The organism is Zhongshania sp. R06B22, assembly GCF_040892595.1.
Classification (GTDB): Bacteria; Pseudomonadota; Gammaproteobacteria; order Pseudomonadales; family Spongiibacteraceae; genus Spongiibacter; species Spongiibacter arctica.
Map to the genome: position 1 here is coordinate 423,190 of NZ_JBFRYB010000001.1, position 17,499 is coordinate 440,688.

The following is a 17,499-nucleotide window of genomic DNA, read 5'->3' on the forward strand; positions in this document are numbered from 1 at the left end:
CCTCGCTAGAATAGGCCTATTCGTCGTTCATAAAACCCATAAGGTGAAGCAGACTGGTGAATAAATTAAATATTGCGACGAAAAGTGTGGTCGTTGCCATGATGTAATTGGTTTCACCGCCGTTGATGATATTGCTAGTTTCATACAGAATAAGACCAGACATTAGCAGCACAAACATCGCCGATACCGCTAAAGATAATGCCGCTATTTCAAAGAAATAAGCGCCTATCGCCGCGAGGAAGCCCACCAGGATCCCAACAGCCAGAAAGCCGCCCATAAAGCTGAAGTCTTTCTTGGTAGTTAGAACGTAGCTAGAGAGTCCAAGGAAGATAAGCCCGGTTGCTCCCATTGCGTTCATGATGATCTGACCGCCGTTTGCTAAACTCATATAGGCATTTAGTATCGGCCCGAGCGTGAAACCCATAAAGCCGGTCAGTGCGAATACGCAGACAATGCCCAAGCCGCTGTTGCGGAACTTTGAGGTTGCGTACAACAGACCAAAGTAGCCCACCAGAGTCAGAATTAGACCGGGATGTGGTAGGTTTAGTGCCATAGAAAGACCGGCGACAGCGCCGCTGAATAACAGCGTCATCGAAAGCAATATATAGGTGTTTCTAAGCACTGCGTTCTGGGCGTATGTAGAGCTCGGATTACCGGTCTTAGCCGCCTCATAAATCATTTTGTTGTCCATTAGTGTTCTCCTGCTGCATATAGATAATCTTCGGATTCAGCTTCAATTGAAGTATCCTGCCAATTATTGAATCGGTCGCTGGGCCGATTATTTTTGCTACGCGATTTAGCCAGACGTCTTGTCAATGTTCTGTTGGCGCGACTTGCTGCTTTATCGATAGCTACTTGCCAATTGTCTTGAACATCATCTATGACAATGTCGCGCTGGCCTGCGATCATGATTCGTACTTGGCAGCGTTTGTCTTCACCCCCTCGCGGGCCATTTATATCCGACAGCGTGACATCGATTTGATGTGTCTGTGGGTATCTAGTCGCCAGGGCGAAATCCATCCGCCGCCGCACGTACTCTTCCAGGCCCTGATTAATAGAGACATGGCGAAGCTTCAAATTAATTCTCATCTTGCTCTCCTGTATCCTCGTAAGAATATTTTGAGTTTGAAGAGTTATTCTAGAACCAGAAAACAATAAGGTATATTCGAATTATTGGTTCGAATAAGTCGTAAAAACCGAGTTATCACACAAGCTAAAATGGATGCATATGGGGGTTTCTGCCTTGGGAATAAGCCGAGCTTGTTTAGTGAGCGCAGTTCCTTGCTGCGGATCTTAGATGTGATTAATCGTCTGTAGGGATAAAATCCGGAGGTCCCTTGAATGCTTGATGAATGGAGTTCAGAGTACGCTGAAACGGCTGACTTTTGCGGCGAAAGCTGCCGAGCTATATTATACCGTTAGTTATTATGCCCGCCACTACCTTGAGGCGCGTGGGCGTGGTAGTGATTGTATCTTCATCTATCACATAGTCGACCTTACTAAGCGAGTACCTTCTGTTTTAAATAAGATGACTTTTTGCTAAGAAAAATTAACAGAATACTATCAGTACCTCTTGCTGGAATAGAATCACTGATCAGTCATTCCGTTACAGCCCGTGTACCCGATTCCCGCCAGTATTTAAAAGCCAATATCGCTAAGTAGACTTCAAAGAGTTCGACAACCGCATGAACAAAGGGCAGTGGCGCTAAGTAAAACATAGGGAGCATAAATGGCCACTGGATAATGAAAAATGTCGCGACCAAGGTTCGTGCAATACATTTTTTAGCGGGATTTAAAATGAGGGTTTCAAATACTAATAACTTAAGCGCGAAGTGAATACCGGATTGCGCTTGAAAGCCCGTTAAAATATCGTCCAAACGATTCTCGCCGGCGTTATAGTGGGTCCAGTATGTGATCTGAGGAAAAAAAATCATCGCGCCTACAATAACAAGATAGCCCAGAGCTATTTGGTTTGATCGATTGGCGTTTCTAAAATACTTCATCGCGTATTCTGGATAATGACGAAGATGCTTTAGCAGCGGGCCATATCTTTTAAGCAGCAAGCCGCTGTGCAGAAGCCTCAGGCCAAGCAGAACAATACTGATCAAGGTGACAGCAGGCATTCCGTTATCCAGACCTTTGCTCGCCAGCGCCACGACCAACAGTAGTAAAGAGAGACTGCCGATGAAACGAAAAAGATTAAACCAGTGACGTTTGTCCGCTGGCAGAAATAGCCCGGTAATATCGCTGATCGCGACAAAACTTATATAGTGGGCGACAAGTAACTGACCAGAGATGCCGTAGTCTCGCCAAAACAGGCTGGTGTACACCAGAATATCTAGAATAACGGTGAATATGAAGTTGCGGTTTTCGCGAATTTCTACACTAGAAATTCGCGACGCAGACGACGCGATGTATGACCTTTCTCCACTCACTGCTGTGCTCCAATTATTATATTAGCCACTCTAGCACGAAGGCCTTATGTCAGGTTTTAAGCGATTCGCCAGTACCATTAGAGGTGTTGCTTAAAATAGTCGACCGCCACCTTTATTTTGGGAATGGTGTATTGCGGTTGCTGATATAGCATATAGATGCTGCTGGTGGGGTTGCTAGCGATGATGGATAGGGTTTCTTGCATAGGCACCCACCGCAGTCGGCCATCGGCTATTTCTTCTTCAATACTCCAGGTCGGCAACATCGCCATGCCCTGATCTGCTAAGAGACCCTGCCGAATAACACGTAAGCTATTGCTAATTTGCGCGGTGTTGATATTAATGCGCTCCCACGTTCCGTGAGACTTCACGTGCCAATGTAATACTTGCACGGGGCTGCGATACAGCAAAGCGCGATGATGGCTTAGCTCGGCAATGGTTTGTGGTGTACCAAATTTATTGATGTAGGATGTTGATGCGCACAGACGATGAGTATTGTCTTCTAATCGTTGCGCAATAACCCTGCCTTTGGGTTTACTGCCGCCGCGAATCGCGATGTCGGCGCCATCGCGATGGAGCTCAGTGGCTTGATTAGAAAGCTCGAGATCAAGCACTATTTTCGGGTAACGAGATTGAAACTCTTCCAAGAGTGGCAGCAGGCGGAATTCGGCATAGGACGGCAGGGCGCTGATACGCAGCACTCCAGATGGCGCATTTTGGTAGCTTCCTACTCTACCCTCGGCTCTATCGATAGCGGCCAGTATGTCTTTCGATTCATTGAGATAAATCTTGCCAATTTCAGTCAGGGCCACATGGCGAGTGCTGCGCTTTAATAGCTCGGCACCGAGCTCGGACTCAAGCGCTTGAATACTGCGGGAGACGGTCGACACCGGCGCGTTTGCCAGCTTGGCAGCCGCACTGAAACTCCCGGTCTCGGCGATACAGCAAAGGTGATACATCGCTTTAAGTTTGTTCATTATTGCAATTCCCGCAAAAGTATTTCGTAATATTAGCTGATTGCCTTCTGTTTTGATAAAAGTATACTGAGGGGCGATTTTTAGAACGCGTTAATAGTCTTCTCTTGAGGTAGCCACATGAACGCCAGTGCTTTATTCACGCCCTTCGAAATAGGCAAACTTAAGCTTGCTAACCGTACTGTGATGGCCCCAATGACCCGGGGCTTTTCACCTAACGGTATTCCCACTGATGATGTTGCGGAATACTATCGCAAGCGCGCCGAAGGCGGAGTTGGCTTAATCATTACCGAAGGCACGCTTATTAATCATCCTGCAGCGACCGACAACACGAGCTATCCGTCGTTTTTTGGTGAAGAGGCCTTGGCTGGCTGGAAAAAAGTGGTTGATGCGGTGCATTCTGTTGGCGGTAAAATCATGCCGCAAATCTGGCATGTGGGTGCAGTTCGCCGCCCCGGTACAGGCCCCTTTCCTGAGGCGCTGTCGGCATCGCCGTCAGGCCTAGTGTCAAAAGATAAGAAGGTGTTTGAGGCGCTGACCATTGAAGAAGTTGAAGGTTTGGTCGCCGATTATGCCGAAGCCGCTTTCGAGGCGAAAAAAATCGGCTTTGATGGCGTTGAGATTCACGGCGCTCACGGTTATCTAATAGATCAGTTTTTCTGGGCGGACACCAATGTGCGCACCGACAGATACGGCGGTAGTTTAGCTGCGCGCAGCCAATTTGCCATCGAGATTGTGAAGGCCGTGCGCGAGCGCTGTGGTGAGGATTTCCCTATCGTGTTCCGTTGGTCGCAATGGAAGCAACAAGATTACGACGCGCGCCTAACCAATACACCGGAAGAGCTAGCTGAATTTTTAAAACCCTTAAGTGATGCCGGCGTCGATATATTTCACTGCAGCCAGCGTCGTTTCTGGGAGCCTGAGTTCGAAGGCTCTGATATGAATTTAGCGGGCTGGACAAAAAAGATTACCGGCAAACCGACTATCAGCGTTGGTAGTGTTGGTCTGAATCAAGAGTTTCTTAGCTCGTTTCGCGGTGAGGGAGCGGAGGTTGTCAATATCGACAAGCTACTTGAAAAAATGAACAATGATGAATTCGACTTAATTGCGATTGGACGTACCTTGCTCTCCAATCCTGACTGGGTGAACAAGGTAAGAGACGGCTTGATAGATCAACTCAAGCCATTTACACAAGATGATATTGGTCGCTTACTGTAATTTACAGCCCATGTATCTTTGCCCTTAGCATGCTAGCAATACTATTTGGGAAGTAGATATTTCCTGATTTACAGTGTCTTTGCTTCTATACTCTCCGTCCTGATCACGGGCGGGGTGTTCCACGTCTATCATGGTTTTGCGCGAGGTCTTGTTGGCAGTGGTATTTTGCTGGCGGTGCGCAGCGCCATCTGCGCTAATAGGCGGTTACCTAGATGAAGATTGCGGCCACAATAATTGAAGACAGCAGCGTGACCTGCGACCGTTGTCGCGCTTCGTGCTGTCGTTTAGAAGTGATGCTGATAAGCGAAACTGGCGTTCCCGAAAAATATATACAGCGTGATGAGTGGGGTGGTGGGGTGATGGCGCGTCTGGAAGATGGCTGGTGCGCGGCACTAGACCGCGACACCATGTTGTGTACAATTTATGAAAATAGACCGTTTATCTGCGGTGATTTTGCCGCCGGTTCCTATGAGTGTTTAGAAGAGCACGAACCGCGTTAATCTAAAATAATCAGATGATTCGGCAACTCATTTTTCTCTCCGCTGGCAGGTATTTGCCGCTGTAATTCTTCCCCGCAGGACGCTATACACTCTATAAAGCCTTGCGCGGTTTCATTTTGAGCAACTCTTGCGGTAAATCGATTCACGATGGTCTCCCAAAAGACATCTGGAATTTTCGCCGATATCCCGCGATCAACTAATATTTCAACGTAGCGCTCGGCTTCCGAGACAAAAATTAGCATCCCGGTTTCGCCCTTGGTGTGATGCAGGTTTTGTTCTAAAAACTGTCGTCTTGCCAAATTACTTGCCCGCCAGTGACGCACCGCGCGAGGAATCAACCGCGTCTGAATTTGCGGTAGTCGGAAAAGTATCGCCAGGGCAATAAATCCTCCCCACTGACTTAAAATAAGCTGATGTATATCAGCCCATTGGCCGAAGTAATTTACTGCGCCCGGCAGCAGTAGCGCCAAGATACTAGCCCAAAGCAATGGAATGTAGGTGTAGTCGTCTGCCTGAGGCGCGAGTACCGTCACTAACTCCGCGTCGGTAATGCGCTCAACATTGGCTATGGCCTCCGCGACCTGCGCCTGTTCCTGTTGGTTCAATAAAGCCATAAATCACTCTGTATATTTGAATAGTGGAGGAGATGAATAAGTAGATGAGGTGAAGCTTTACCAGCCGCCGGAGGCACCTCCACCGCCAAAACCGCCGCCACCGCCGCCGAAGCCTCCGCCTCCAAAACCGCCACCGCCGAAGCCGCCACTACCACCGCGACCCAGGGCCGAACCCAGCAGTAAACCGCCTAGTAGGCCACTTCGGCCGCGACCACGACCGCCGCCCATCATCATAAATATAATGGCGATGAACATCAGGAAGCCTAGTGCGGGTGGCGACTCCTTGTTTGAGCTCTGTTTTTTGGGCACGGCCACTGCCTTGCCATCTATAAGCGAAATCATTGCTTCAACCGCACGAGTAACGCCGCCATTAAAGTCACCGGTTTTAAATGCAGGGCTCAGAATTTGTTGGATGATTTGCGCGCTGCGGGCGTCGGTCAGCTTGCCTTCTAAACCGTAGCCAACCTCAATACGCATTTTGCGTTCTTGCTTGGCTATGATCAGCAGCGCGCCGTTATTGGTGTCCTTTTGGCCAATACCCCAATGCCGACCTAGCTGAAAGCCAAAGTCAGCAATATCGTAGCCTTGCAGATCGTTGAGGGTCACGACGACAAGCTGATTGCCGGTGCGTTGCTCCTGGGCTGCAAGTTGCTTATTGAGGTTTTGGGTCGTCGCTGCGGATAGCAGCTGGGCATTATCCACCACCCGGCCGCTAAGTTTGGGAAACTCCGGTTCGGCAGCAAAGGCCGATAGACCGAACATAAGACAGCAGAGTAATAGCAAATATCTCATTAAAACGTAACCTGCGGGGCTTGTTCAGCATCTGGTGTGGTTGCCGTAAAGGGCTCCCGTTGTTTCAGGTCGCTATACATTATGCTGTGCCAAATCTTGCCGGGAAAGGTACGAATCTCGGTGTTGTAGCGGCTAACGGCAAGGATAAAATCGCGTCGAGCGACGCTGATTCGGTTTTCAGTGCCCTCTAGCTGCGACTGCAGAGCTAAGAAATTTTGATTGGACTTTAAGTCTGGGTAACGCTCAGACACCATCATCAAACGGCTGAGTGCGCCGCTAAGCTGGGACTGTGCCGCTTCAAATTTCTTTAATTGTTCAGGGTTGTCGAGGGTGTTGGCATCTACCTGGATCGACGTCGCCTTGGAGCGCGCCTCAATTACCGCTGTCAGGGTTTCCTGCTCCTGAGCGGCAAAACCCTTCACAGTAGATACTAAGTTGGGGATAAGGTCAGCGCGGCGCTGGTACTGGTTCTCCACTTGAGCCCAGGCAGCTTTAGCCTCTTCATCCATGCGTGGAATATTGTTAATACCGCAGCCGGACAGCAGCAAGGTGGCGAATAGTAAAATGAATAGGGTGTAGTTGCGGCGAGCAAAGGACGTTGCAGCGTGCATAAAATGATGGCCTCAATAAACAATCTGGCCATTATGGTACACCTTAGGCATCGGCCTGTAGAGGGCGAAGGTGCTTTAGCTCTGTAAGAGGCGGCTTACGCGACCCGTGGCAGGGGCTTGTCTTTGTTGGCTGGGGCTTTGGGGAAGTTCGGGCGGGTTGGCTGCTGTTGGCGGTTGAGATAGTCAATAATCGCATCACGAATTTTCTTGTCGCCGCCTTCAAGGCCTTGATTGCCGAACAGGCGATTAAATTCAAAAACATAGGGATGATCACCCACCATGGCAATATCAAAGCCAGCGTGATTTATGTCCAGGCTGGTGGCCAAATGCAGTGCTAAATTAATCGCTTGGGCAGGTATAGGGCTATGATCAATTACGCCGCCCTTGGCGACGTTATTATAAAAACCCTGATCAGATTGTAAGCGCCAGTAGGCAGAAATGACTTGGTCGCCAATAATCTCAACGCGGATATCACGATTAATGGGCAGGTATTCCTGCACATACAAAATATCGCTGCGCTGCAAATAGGCTTTCCAATCGCTGCGAGTTTGGATTAACCACACACCACTGCCCTGTGTGGCCTTGGGGAGTTTGGCAACAAAGGGGTGAAGCATCAGCTCCCATAACTCGTCGGCATTGCTGGGGGTGTTGGCGCGAATTTCAGTGTGGGGAATATTGGCCGGTGCCACCACTTCAAAGGCGCGGGTCATTTCAATTTTATTGTGGCCCAATAGGTAGCTGGCCTGGCTGGGAAACACTTTGGCTTTCAGCCCGTAAATTAAGGCGTTGAGTTGCCAGTACTGAGGAAATAAAACCCAGTCGGCACTGCTGATATCATCTTTATGATTAAAAATTTGTTCGGGCTTTAGCTGCAGGGTATCGCCAAAACCCAAGGTGCGAAAAATGTCGAAAGATATCCACGCCATAATTGCATACACCAAATTGAAGTGGCCCTTTTTAAGCCTTAAAGGCGCTGCGGTCAATAGCGTGTGACTGGCATTTATTGGCTATGGAGTTTACTTGAAACCCTGACGCTATTTTAGCTGCTTAATAAAGGCGTCAGATTCATTGATGGCAGTCTCCATCGCGCTGAGCAATTGCTGCACATTGCGGTCGATACCGGCCAATTCGCCCTTCAGTGCGCCAATCGCCGAGGCGTTGAGATTATGTTTGAGATACAGCACATTATCGCGCAGCGCGTTCAATACCGGGTCAACACTCTTCTCGGCGCGGCGCATAGACTTAATCAAACTAGCGTACTGGCGCTTGGTGGCTTGGAGCTTAGTGGCGCTGTCGCTGCGCAGGCGGTCATTGCTGTAAAGCTTGAGTTCGTCTTGCCACTCATCGAACAAGGCCTCAGCCACTGACTCTACCTTATCAATTCGGCTAGTGAGATCCTTAGCAGCGGCTTCGCTGTCTTCAAATTCACTATTCAATCGATTGTAATGACTCTCTAAATCGCCGCCGTCAAAACTCACCACTGACCGAAACTCGCTTAGCGCATCTTTAAATTGCTTCTGAGCATCTTGTTGGGATTCCTTGGCCTCACCAACCCTGTCCACCAATATATCGCGCTTATGCACGCCCACTTTCTCCATGGCATTGTAATAAGTGGATTCACAGCCGCTTATTGAAATCGTGGCGGTTATGGCAACTAGCAGCATCAAAAAGCGCATCGGGTGTCCTAGGTCATTATTGATTTTGATCTTAATGGTAGCTTGCATGGCGTGGTGCGGCAAATACCCAAAGGCAGTGTCTTAGGCCATGGGGTGATCTTTACTGAGACATGATTGTTGACCGATCATTCCAAAACGACTAGGGTAGCGAACAAACTAGGAGTAAACGATGGCCAGACCGCTACAGTTCGACCGTCAACAGGCACTGAATGCCGCCATGCAGGTTTTCTGGTTGCAGGGCTATTCCGCAAGCTCAATGCAGCTATTGCTCGACGCTATGCACATAAATCGCGGCAGCCTTTATGCAGCCTTCGGTGATAAAGCCGGGCTATTTAAAGAAGTGATCGATCACTATCAGCGTGATATGCAGGGCATAGTGTTTGAAATTTTGGCCAATAAAGATAATCCAGCGCAGGGCATTCGTGACGTATTTGAAATAACCCTATTTATGCTAAATCATGACGAGATGGCAATGGGCTGTTTACTGGTTAATACCGTTAACGAACTCTCGGCTATCGATGCTGACTTAAGGGATTACGCTTCAGAAAAACTAAGCTTAGTCGAGGGGGCCTTTATCAAGGCCTGCGAGCGCGCCCAGACACAGAAGCAAATGAACACGACGATAAGCGCAGACGAGGCCGGAAAAATGCTAATGACCTGCATGATTGGCCTGCGCGTGCAGAGCCGACGAGGGGTAGCAGAATCGCATTTGCGTCAGAGTATTGCCCCGCTACTTGATCTGTTGATGCCCGCCTAACATAACAGCTAAATATTAAATCTAGGAACAAGCTATGAACCGTTTAAAGTCACTATTTATATCCGCATGGATGACCCTACTTTTTGCAGGAGCGGTGCGCAGCGGATGGGAGCTTTACAACCATCCCAGCAGTATTACTTGGTACTGGGTATTGCTCAGCATGGCCACTCCGCTGGTGTTTTTTGGCTGGGTTTTTACCGGCAATGTGGCTCGCACCCAAACGGCCACTAAAGTAATTTTTGGGGTCACAGTGCTTTGCTTGCTTGGGGCGGCGCTATCCCCCAGCCCCACACTAGAAGCCCTAGCCTGGATTTTAAGCATTGGGGTGATAGGAAGCGCCATGTATGAATGGTGGTATTCCAGTTTTGGTGACCGAAGCAACGAAATACTCAGCGTTGGGCAAACATTACCGGCCTTAGAATTTATCGCCGCCGATGGCAGCGCCATTAGAACCCAAGAACTCAATAAGCCGATGCTGATGATTTTCTATCGCGGCAACTGGTGTCCGCTGTGTATGGCCCAAATTAAAGAGATCGCGGGGCAGTATCGGGAGCTGGCCGCTAAAGGTGTGGAAATAATGCTTATCAGTCCGCAGCCGCAAAGCCACACCGCTTCGCTGGCACAGCGCTTTGATGCGCCAATGTCCTTCTTAGTAGATAAAGATAATGCCATGGCTAAACGCTTGGGTATCGTCGCACTCAATGGTTTACCGGCGGGCTTGGAGGTCTTGGGTTATGAAAGCGACACCGTCTTGCCCACCGTCATTATGACGAATGTTAGCGGCAAGATATTATTTGCGGATCTTACCGATAATTATCGCGTAAGACCGGAGCCAGAAACCTTTTTAGAAGTGTTTGCCCAAGCGGGTATTTGATACCGGCATGAAGCTGCCGCGGTGGCCGGTTGTCATTTCAATGCAGCTAACCAAGCGTGGCCACCCAACATACGCTGTTGCCTCAGATTCCAATTGGCGCGCTCAATCAAATACTGTCCCGGCGAGGCAGGATTGTAATTGATAGGGCTGGGCAAGCTAGAAGCCAGCAGTGCTGACTGCCAGGGAGATAACTGCGCTGCGGGAATGCCAAAGTAATAGCGACTGGCGGCCTCTAAACCAAACACGCCGTCACCCCACTCGGCGATATTCAAATAGATTTCTAGAATTCGTTGCTTCGGCCAGCACAACTCCACCAAAGCAGTGAACCAAACTTCTAAGCCCTTGCGAAACCAGCTACGACCTGTCCACAAATACATATTGCGAGCAACTTGCTGGCTGATGGTACTGGCGCCGCGCAAGCTTCCCCGGCGCTCGCGTTCCGCAAAAGCCTTTTTAATAGCTTTAATATCAAAGCCATAGTGATTAGGAAAATTCTGATCCTCAGACACTACTGCTGCCAATGCAGCATAGCGCGGAATTCCATTCCAGTTCAGCCACTGTTTCTTTATCTTAAAATCAGCGCCACCTCGCTGCCAGTTGCGGTCGATCATCACCATACTGATGGGCGGATCAAACCAGCGAAATGGCAGCACGACCGCGACGCTGAGCACCAGCAGGAGCAATAGAGTACGCCAAAGCAAGCGCGCTATTCTTGTTTTTCCGGCCATGACCTATTCCACTATGGTGTGTCCTTGCCTCCTAAGCGGCGGGAAAGGGCAGGGACGCTTTATCGAATATTATGAGGACGTTTTCACCTCATATTGTAGCCGCGATTTTGCGAAAGTAGATCCATAAAAATACAGGTCGTTAAAAGCTATGCGAGGCGACTACCAATCATTAACGTAAAAGCAGCTTGCTCTAGTTCAAAGTACCACCGGCATGTGTCCAAAGGTTGTTTTAGAAAAAATAGGAAAACATATTTATTAATTATGCTCAAAGATTATATGGAAAGATTCTGCATCAACTGGCTACGTAAACGATAGCTTGTCTTGGTCGGCACCACGTCACACCGGACTGCGCCCCAGTTGAAGTAAGACGAAGCCAATGAGCGTAGTTTAAAGCCATTTCTTTATTTCATTGATTACCGTGGTCACCCGTTTGGCGATGGGTTTATCACGCCTAACAGCAAGGTAAATAATCTCGCTCACCGGGCGGGAAAGTCGATGGGTTTTAATAAGCTCCGGTCTTGGAAAGGCCGCTACCGCATGGGCAGGCAAAACCGTGAATCCCAGGCCTCGACAGACGGGCTCCAGAATCAGGCTGATCTGATTTGAGAAGCCTTTCTTGGTAAGTAAATTACTGTGTTGAAATTCAGAGTAATTGGCGGCGAGTAGCGACGCGGCGTGATAGGCGCCGTCGGGGTGATCTATAAATCCGAGGGTCATTAAATCAATCCAGCTTGGCTCAGAAACTGTAGCCGGGGTAACTAACAGTAGCGCTTCTTCGGCAATAGCCTGACAGTCAAGCTCCGCCAGCATTGAGGATTTCGTCATTAGGCCAATATCAATATCACGATCGGCAATGGCGCTCTCAATATCTGCATTCGGCGCAAATCGGTAATCAATAACAAGCTTGCTACGTTCTTGTAAGTCCAGCAGGTTGCCGTAAAGCTTAAGGCCCACGCTCCCGGGAGACATCACTCTTACCTCGCCTTCATAGGCTGGGTCGTCACCTACGCGCTGCTCCAAATTCGATAAAGACTCAATAATCACCCGCGCCTCAGCGTAGAGACGCTCACCTGCATCCGTCAGTGAGAACTGCTTGCCTTGACGGTCGAGCAAAGCCAAGCCCAGCTGCTCCTCAAGTTTACTGATGTGCTGGCTTACGCCGGATTGAGTCATGTGCAGGCGTTCAGCGGTGCGGGTGAAATGCCCTATCTCGACGAGCTGGCAAAAACTCCGCAGCCAAATAACGTTTATCATTACAATATGTGATCCTATTCATGATAAATGATAATTATACGTAATCGCTAGGTCTTTGTATGCTACTCCAACGTCAACGGAGGAGAATCGCAAATGAGCAATGTATACCCTAGAAATTTTTCCCACATCGGTATTTCAGTACCCGACTTGGACAAGGCCGTCGAATTCTATACTCAGGTCATGGGTTGGTATTTGATTATGAAACCCACCGAAATAGTTGAGGACGACAGCGCCATTGGTGAAATGTGCAGCGATGTGTTCGGGGCTGGCTGGGGTAGCTTTCGTATAGCCCATCTATCCACGGGCGACCGCATTGGTGTCGAGCTTTTTCAATTCAAAAATCAGAGTAATCCCAAAGATAACTTTGAGTATTGGAAAACAGGTGTCTTCCACTTCTGTGTGCAGGACCCAAACTTAGAAGATCTGGCCGAACGCATAGTGGCCGCGGGTGGTAAACAAAGAATGTCGAAACCGCGCTACTACTATCCCGGTGAAAAACCCTATCGCATGATCTATATGGAAGATCCTTTTGGCAATATTGTAGAGATATACAGTCATAGCTACGAGCTGGTGTATGGCGCAGGTGCCTACTGATCTAGAAATAGTATGATAAATTTAGTCTATAAAGGTGGGCGGTATCTCGTTATGGTGACGATAGTTCACCATTTCGCTGCCCGTATATTAGCCTTGCATGAGCGTATGTAAGTTCTAGATCGGCGGCTGCAACTAGACACCCCCACGGTTCAGTACGGTAACTAATTGAATAAGTGACGCTTTTCAGCTTAATTGCTTTGTTATAACAACAACAAAGGGATCTTTGAGGACGGCGGCGGAGGGGTGTTCATGGTTTGGCGGCAAGAAATAGTCATACATAAATTACACTCTATAAATCCGAACACAAAAGTCCACCGTAGAAGTAGAGACTATGTTAACTAATAAGAGTAACGACCATGAAAAATATCGGACTTTGGATGTACGACTCGTATAAGTATATTTTTGACTCTAGCAAAAATCCCCTACGGCATATTCCTGATCCAACCTCCAGGTTGTACATTATGATCATCTTGGCGATGATGTGGAGTGGTACCTTTGCTTTCTATATTGGTAGCATCTATTACTTTGGTATAAGTTTAGCCGCGCACATTGGACTGCTACTGATGTTCTTCTTTACGGTCGCTGTCTTCTATGACGCAGAAAAGAATCAAAGTTCATGGTTACTCAAGATGCGACGTGAGCAGCGTTAAAATATTGGGATCTCAAGCTATTTATCTGGATTTTTTGTCGGCTCGGCAAACAAATATTTTTGCCAAGCCGATTACTTAATACAGATCTAGCGCTATTAATAGAGTGAATATCCTAAAATATCTTGGTTCTATTAATTTGAATTTATTAAACGTAATATTTATATAATATTTTTTTAAAAAAATCCTAATCCAATATACGGAAAAATATTTAAATAGTTAGGTATCCTGCACTTCGCAAGCGACTTACCTTTTACTGCCTTAATATTCGACCGTTAAAAACGGCCCTGCCACCCCTTACCTTTTCACCTTACACCGTGTTCGCTAGCCATAATGGTAAATTCTCATCTGGTCTATAATGCAGGCTCGCTACCGTCATTTTCCAGATAAAGACATCAGGCCAGCATGAATACTAAGTCAAAAATACATACCGCCTCGCCGCCAACACTCGCCCTTATTATCGGCCCAGCTCTATTGCTTCTAACATTGCTATTCCCCGCACCGGCGGGCATGAATCACCAGGCCTGGTTGGCGCTTGGTGCCGCTTTATGGATGGCAATTTGGTGGGCGACAGAGGCGGTGCCCATTCCTGTCACGTCGCTGCTGCCCTTGATCTTGGTACCGGTGTTGGGTATAGCCGAGGTGGCTGATCTCGCTGATGCCTATGCTAATGGCATTATCTTTTTATTCTTGGGTGGCTTTTTGTTGGGTTTGGCCATGCAGCGTTGGGAGCTACATCGCCGTATTGCCCTGAATATCTTGCTCGCTGTTGGTCAGCAGCCGCGTCGGCAGATTGCGGGATTTATGATTGCCACGGCTTTTTTGAGCATGTGGGTAAGCAATACTGCCACCAGTATTATGATGCTACCCATCAGCTTGTCGGTAATCGGATTTTTGCCCCAAGGTGATGACGGGGAACGCCGGCGTTTTTCAGTGGCCCTGCTGCTAGCAATTGCTTACAGCGCCAGTATTGGGGGCATCGCTACCTTAATTGGCACGCCCCCAAATGCCATGCTGGCGGCTTATTTACATGATAATCATGATATTAGTATTGGCTTTGGTCAGTGGATGATAATCGGCCTGCCGGTGGCCTTGAGCATGTTGTTGTTCACGTGGTGGTGGCTGTGTCGCAAGGGTTTTGGCGGTTTGGAAACCGTGGGTAGTCGCGACCTGATAGACGCTGAATTAAAAAAGCTGGGACCACTAAGTGGCGCTGAGGCGCGGGTACTGCTAATTTTCTTGGCTACCGCAGCGGCCTGGGTCTTCCGGCCCCTGATAAATGATTATCTACCCGGCGTGAGCGACACGGTGATCGCGATGACGGCAGGGTTGCTGTTATTTACAGTGCGATCCGGCGGTACAGAGTCCACGGCCCTGCTGGACTGGCAAACCGCCGAAAAATTACCCTGGGGTGTATTGCTGCTTTTTGGAGGCGGACTGGCCTTGGCGACTATGATCAAAAGCTCGGGCCTCGCCGAGTGGTTGGCGCAGAATTTCTCCCTACTAAATGCCTGGCCGATGTTTGCGGTGGTGTTGGTGATAGTGGCGGTGACTATTTTCTTAACCGAAATTACCAGTAACACGGCCACTACAGCTACCTTCCTACCCTTGCTTGGGGCTTTGGCGGTGGCGCAGTCGGTGTCACCTATGCTGTTTGTCATTCCCGCGGCGATCGCGGCCTCATGTGCCTTTATGATGCCGGTGGCTACGCCGCCGAATGCAGTAATTTTCGGCAGTGGTGAGCTGCGCATAAAAGACATGATGCATGCAGGACTCTTACTGAACCTATTCGGCATCGTGGCGGTCACTGGTTTAGGCTATCTTATTGTTGTGATGATGTTTTTACCAAGCTGAAGTTAATACCCTGTCTAGTGGAGTCGCTCCTTGTCAGTGTATTTGCTCGACACATCAGTATCTCGACTAAGCTAGACACTAGCGGTCCGTGTCGATAAAGAGGCAAGCATGTCAGAAAGTTATACAGTTATTGCAACATTACTGGGTGGTCTTGGCCTATTTTTGGTCGCTATGGAATTAATGACCGATGGCCTGACACTTGCTGCCGGACAATCCCTGCGGCGCTTGCTGGCAAACTGGACTAACACCCTGCCTCGCGGGGTGTTTTCTGGCATGCTAATGACCGCTATTGTCCAATCATCAAGCGCGGTCACCGTGGCGTCGCTGGGATTTGTTAATGCCGAGCTGATCAAAATGCGCCAGGCGCTGGGTATCATCTACGGCGCTAATATTGGCACCACAATGACGGCGTGGCTGGTTGCCATCATTGGTTTTAAGCTGGATGTTCATGCCTTTGCGCTTCCGGCGATCGGCATTGGTGCGTTTATCATGCTGGCCAAAAGCAAAGGACCCCGCTTGGGTATAGGCCGAGCAATGGTTGGTTTTGGTCTGTTCTTTCTTGGTATTTCAACACTTCAGCAGGCGTTTGAAGGTATTGTCGCCAACTTCGATCTTAGCACCATCACCCTAGAGGGCAACGCCGAGGTCATAGGCTATTTGTGTATTGGCGTTGTGATGACCATTCTCACCCAGTCTTCCAGCGCCGCCATTGCGATTACTATTTCAGCAGCCTCTGCGAATATGATTGGTATCTACGCAGCGGCAGCTATGGTGATTGGCGCCAATGTAGGTACCACCTCCACGGCGGTTCTGGCCGCTATTGGCGCCACGCCAAACGCTAAAAGACTGGCCACGGCTCAGGTAATATTTAATATTGGCACTGCCATTGTCGCTTTACTCTTGTTGCCGGTATTATTTTACGCCGTGGAAGCGATGCGTGAGTTAATGAAGCTGACGCCAAATGTCGGTGTCTCTTTGGCCTTGTTCCATACCGTCTTTAACTGCCTTGGTGTGTTACTAGCCATGCCACTCAATAATAGGCTGGTGCAGTTCTTAGAAAAACGTTTTGTGACGGTGGAGGAGTCCCTGTCTAAGCCTAAGTATTTAGATAAAACCACGGCTGGCGCGCCGGTGATGGCGGTCAACGCTCTGGTTTTAGAATTGCAGCGCACGGCTAGCCACATTGGTAGCGCAGCTAAGCAAACTTTAGACACTAATATTTCCAATGTTGATTTGGACAAAAAGATCAACGCCATTTACCAGCTATCTAGCTCGGTCTCTAATTTCATTGTTAATCTTGAGCGCGCCTCGTTAAGCGAGGAAGTCACTAAGCAACTGTCTGATTTGATGCGAGTAGACCAGTATTTTATGACTTGCGCGGCGATACTGTCGACGGCGCTAGAAACTCGAATCAAGCTTGGTCGTTTGAGCAACACAGTGTTGGAGCGAGAGATTGAAATGTTCCGTAATAATTCCTGCGTCTTTCTTAATTCGGTGCCGGTATCTGATTCGGAGCTTTACTTTGAAGAGCTAGAAAATAGCTATCATGGGCTTAAAAGCGACCGCGACATATTAAAGGAAAACTTGCTGATTACCGGCACTAAGGGGCAGATCACCTTAGCTCAAATGATAAATGCCATCGACTTTATTACCGAAATTAAGCAACTTAACGAGCAGTGGTATAAAGCGATTAAAATGTTGGCGCAGCTAGAAAGTGATACTCGCGGCGAAACCCAGATCGAAATACAAGACGAAAACTCGGCAACGGAAAGCGAAGATCAAAACACTCAAGACGCCGCTGAATTGCAAGACGGAGAAGATCTTCAAAGTAGCGCTGAAGAAACAAAAAAATATTAAGTTACTGTGACTAATTTTGGTGTGTAAGGTCAATCAATGGGTCTAGGAGGTGGAGTCACATCAGATCAGCTATAGAAAGCTCTCATTGCCAGCGCCAATTTTCCCCAGCCCCAGCAG

Annotated in this window: 19 protein-coding genes; 8 read left to right on the forward strand and 11 right to left on the reverse strand. The window is 48.6% G+C overall.

Annotation, left to right across the window (positions count from 1 at the left end):
* Nucleotides 1-16 precede the first annotated feature (16 nt).
* From AB4875_RS01870 to AB4875_RS01885, 4 genes are all read right to left on the reverse strand, one after another.
* Complete coding sequence (locus AB4875_RS01870; protein ID WP_368374338.1) at nt 17-691, reverse strand: Bax inhibitor-1/YccA family protein; 675 nt, start codon at nt 689-691, stop codon at nt 17-19.
* Nucleotides 691-1,089: an HPF/RaiA family ribosome-associated protein gene (locus tag AB4875_RS01875; protein ID WP_368374339.1), complete on the reverse strand. Its 399-nt coding sequence runs from the start codon at nt 1,087-1,089 to the stop codon at nt 691-693. The genes AB4875_RS01870 and AB4875_RS01875 overlap by 1 nt, the downstream gene beginning before the upstream one ends.
* Nucleotides 1,090-1,598: 509 nt before the next feature.
* Entirely contained in the window at nt 1,599-2,435 is an 837-nt protein-coding gene (locus AB4875_RS01880) for a hypothetical protein (RefSeq protein WP_368374340.1), read from the reverse strand.
* Between the two features lie 77 nt (nt 2,436-2,512).
* Nucleotides 2,513-3,409 carry a LysR family transcriptional regulator gene (locus AB4875_RS01885; RefSeq protein WP_368374341.1) on the reverse strand — a complete coding sequence of 299 codons (897 nt, stop codon included), beginning with the start codon at nt 3,407-3,409 and terminating at the stop codon, nt 2,513-2,515.
* Nucleotides 3,410-3,526: 117 nt separating this feature from the next.
* Here AB4875_RS01885 and AB4875_RS01890 point away from each other — a divergent pair, with 117 nt between their 5' ends.
* Nucleotides 3,527-4,624, forward strand: coding sequence for an NADH:flavin oxidoreductase (locus AB4875_RS01890; protein WP_368374342.1), 1,098 nt, complete (start codon nt 3,527-3,529; stop codon nt 4,622-4,624).
* Between the two features lie 212 nt (nt 4,625-4,836).
* Entirely contained in the window at nt 4,837-5,124 is a 288-nt protein-coding gene (locus AB4875_RS01895; RefSeq protein WP_368374343.1) for a YkgJ family cysteine cluster protein, read from the forward strand.
* Here the strand turns inward: AB4875_RS01895 and AB4875_RS01900 are convergent.
* The 5 genes from AB4875_RS01900 to AB4875_RS01920 form a co-directional block, all read right to left on the reverse strand.
* The gene (locus AB4875_RS01900) at nt 5,121-5,738 is read right to left on the reverse strand and encodes a TPM domain-containing protein (RefSeq protein WP_368374344.1); all 618 of its coding nucleotides are present in this window, start codon (nt 5,736-5,738) and stop codon (nt 5,121-5,123) included. The genes AB4875_RS01895 and AB4875_RS01900 overlap by 4 nt on opposite strands.
* A gap of 57 nt (nt 5,739-5,795) precedes the next feature.
* On the reverse strand, nt 5,796-6,530 hold the full coding sequence (locus AB4875_RS01905; protein ID WP_368374345.1) for a TPM domain-containing protein: 735 nt from the start codon (nt 6,528-6,530) through the stop codon (nt 5,796-5,798).
* Nucleotides 6,530-7,141 carry a LemA family protein gene (locus AB4875_RS01910; protein WP_368374346.1) on the reverse strand — a complete coding sequence of 204 codons (612 nt, stop codon included), beginning with the start codon at nt 7,139-7,141 and terminating at the stop codon, nt 6,530-6,532. Before AB4875_RS01910 ends, AB4875_RS01905 begins: the two co-directional genes overlap by 1 nt.
* 95 nt (nt 7,142-7,236) lie before the next feature.
* A complete protein-coding gene (locus AB4875_RS01915) occupies nt 7,237-8,067 on the reverse strand; it encodes an ATP-grasp domain-containing protein (protein ID WP_368374347.1) in 831 nt (276 codons plus the stop codon).
* A 108-nt stretch (nt 8,068-8,175) separates the two neighbouring features.
* Nucleotides 8,176-8,865 carry a DUF2959 domain-containing protein gene (locus tag AB4875_RS01920; RefSeq protein ID WP_368374348.1) on the reverse strand — a complete coding sequence of 230 codons (690 nt, stop codon included), beginning with the start codon at nt 8,863-8,865 and terminating at the stop codon, nt 8,176-8,178.
* 121 nt (nt 8,866-8,986) lie between these two features.
* Here AB4875_RS01920 and AB4875_RS01925 point away from each other — a divergent pair, with 121 nt between their 5' ends.
* Both AB4875_RS01925 and AB4875_RS01930 read left to right on the forward strand, forming a co-directional pair.
* On the forward strand, nt 8,987-9,574 hold the full coding sequence (locus tag AB4875_RS01925) for a TetR/AcrR family transcriptional regulator (protein ID WP_368374349.1): 588 nt from the start codon (nt 8,987-8,989) through the stop codon (nt 9,572-9,574).
* A gap of 34 nt (nt 9,575-9,608) precedes the next feature.
* Nucleotides 9,609-10,448 carry a redoxin domain-containing protein gene (locus AB4875_RS01930; RefSeq protein WP_368374350.1) on the forward strand — a complete coding sequence of 280 codons (840 nt, stop codon included), beginning with the start codon at nt 9,609-9,611 and terminating at the stop codon, nt 10,446-10,448.
* A gap of 32 nt (nt 10,449-10,480) precedes the next feature.
* Here AB4875_RS01930 and mtgA read toward each other — a convergent pair whose 3' ends face one another.
* Both mtgA and AB4875_RS01940 read right to left on the reverse strand, forming a co-directional pair.
* Nucleotides 10,481-11,176, reverse strand: coding sequence for a monofunctional biosynthetic peptidoglycan transglycosylase (mtgA, locus tag AB4875_RS01935; protein ID WP_368374351.1), 696 nt, complete (start codon nt 11,174-11,176; stop codon nt 10,481-10,483).
* 387 nt (nt 11,177-11,563) lie between these two features.
* On the reverse strand, nt 11,564-12,430 hold the full coding sequence (locus tag AB4875_RS01940; RefSeq protein WP_368374352.1) for a LysR family transcriptional regulator: 867 nt from the start codon (nt 12,428-12,430) through the stop codon (nt 11,564-11,566).
* A 93-nt stretch (nt 12,431-12,523) separates the two neighbouring features.
* Here AB4875_RS01940 and AB4875_RS01945 point away from each other — a divergent pair, with 93 nt between their 5' ends.
* The 4 genes from AB4875_RS01945 to AB4875_RS01960 all read left to right on the forward strand — a co-directional run bounded on the left by AB4875_RS01945 (nt 12,524) and on the right by AB4875_RS01960 (nt 17,382).
* Nucleotides 12,524-13,024 (forward strand): lactoylglutathione lyase family protein, encoded by a 501-nt coding sequence (locus tag AB4875_RS01945; RefSeq protein WP_368374353.1) that lies wholly within the window; start codon nt 12,524-12,526, stop codon nt 13,022-13,024.
* Between the two features lie 461 nt (nt 13,025-13,485).
* Nucleotides 13,486-13,674 (forward strand): hypothetical protein, encoded by a 189-nt coding sequence (locus AB4875_RS01950; RefSeq protein ID WP_368374354.1) that lies wholly within the window; start codon nt 13,486-13,488, stop codon nt 13,672-13,674.
* A 402-nt stretch (nt 13,675-14,076) separates the two neighbouring features.
* Nucleotides 14,077-15,525, forward strand: coding sequence for an SLC13 family permease (locus AB4875_RS01955; protein WP_368374355.1), 1,449 nt, complete (start codon nt 14,077-14,079; stop codon nt 15,523-15,525).
* Nucleotides 15,526-15,633: 108 nt separating this feature from the next.
* A complete protein-coding gene (locus AB4875_RS01960) occupies nt 15,634-17,382 on the forward strand; it encodes a Na/Pi cotransporter family protein (RefSeq protein ID WP_368374356.1) in 1,749 nt (582 codons plus the stop codon).
* The last annotated feature ends 117 nt before the right edge of the window (nt 17,383-17,499 follow it).

Coding starts and splice junctions, on each gene's coding strand:
- AB4875_RS01870 (WP_368374338.1), bottom strand. CDS start 691: ATGGACAACAAAATGATTTATGAGGCGGCTAAGACCGGTAATCCGAGC.
- AB4875_RS01875 (WP_368374339.1), bottom strand. CDS start 1,089: ATGAGAATTAATTTGAAGCTTCGCCATGTCTCTATTAATCAGGGCCTG.
- AB4875_RS01885 (WP_368374341.1), bottom strand. CDS start 3,409: ATGAACAAACTTAAAGCGATGTATCACCTTTGCTGTATCGCCGAGACC.
- AB4875_RS01890 (WP_368374342.1), top strand. CDS start 3,527: ATGAACGCCAGTGCTTTATTCACGCCCTTCGAAATAGGCAAACTTAAG.
- AB4875_RS01895 (WP_368374343.1), top strand. CDS start 4,837: ATGAAGATTGCGGCCACAATAATTGAAGACAGCAGCGTGACCTGCGAC.
- AB4875_RS01900 (WP_368374344.1), bottom strand. CDS start 5,738: ATGGCTTTATTGAACCAACAGGAACAGGCGCAGGTCGCGGAGGCCATA.
- AB4875_RS01905 (WP_368374345.1), bottom strand. CDS start 6,530: ATGAGATATTTGCTATTACTCTGCTGTCTTATGTTCGGTCTATCGGCC.
- AB4875_RS01910 (WP_368374346.1), bottom strand. CDS start 7,141: ATGCACGCTGCAACGTCCTTTGCTCGCCGCAACTACACCCTATTCATT.
- AB4875_RS01915 (WP_368374347.1), bottom strand. CDS start 8,067: ATGGCGTGGATATCTTTCGACATTTTTCGCACCTTGGGTTTTGGCGAT.
- AB4875_RS01920 (WP_368374348.1), bottom strand. CDS start 8,865: ATGCAAGCTACCATTAAGATCAAAATCAATAATGACCTAGGACACCCG.
- AB4875_RS01925 (WP_368374349.1), top strand. CDS start 8,987: ATGGCCAGACCGCTACAGTTCGACCGTCAACAGGCACTGAATGCCGCC.
- AB4875_RS01930 (WP_368374350.1), top strand. CDS start 9,609: ATGAACCGTTTAAAGTCACTATTTATATCCGCATGGATGACCCTACTT.
- mtgA (WP_368374351.1), bottom strand. CDS start 11,176: ATGGCCGGAAAAACAAGAATAGCGCGCTTGCTTTGGCGTACTCTATTG.
- AB4875_RS01940 (WP_368374352.1), bottom strand. CDS start 12,430: ATGATAAACGTTATTTGGCTGCGGAGTTTTTGCCAGCTCGTCGAGATA.
- AB4875_RS01945 (WP_368374353.1), top strand. CDS start 12,524: ATGAGCAATGTATACCCTAGAAATTTTTCCCACATCGGTATTTCAGTA.
- AB4875_RS01950 (WP_368374354.1), top strand. CDS start 13,486: ATGATCATCTTGGCGATGATGTGGAGTGGTACCTTTGCTTTCTATATT.
- AB4875_RS01955 (WP_368374355.1), top strand. CDS start 14,077: ATGAATACTAAGTCAAAAATACATACCGCCTCGCCGCCAACACTCGCC.
- AB4875_RS01960 (WP_368374356.1), top strand. CDS start 15,634: ATGTCAGAAAGTTATACAGTTATTGCAACATTACTGGGTGGTCTTGGC.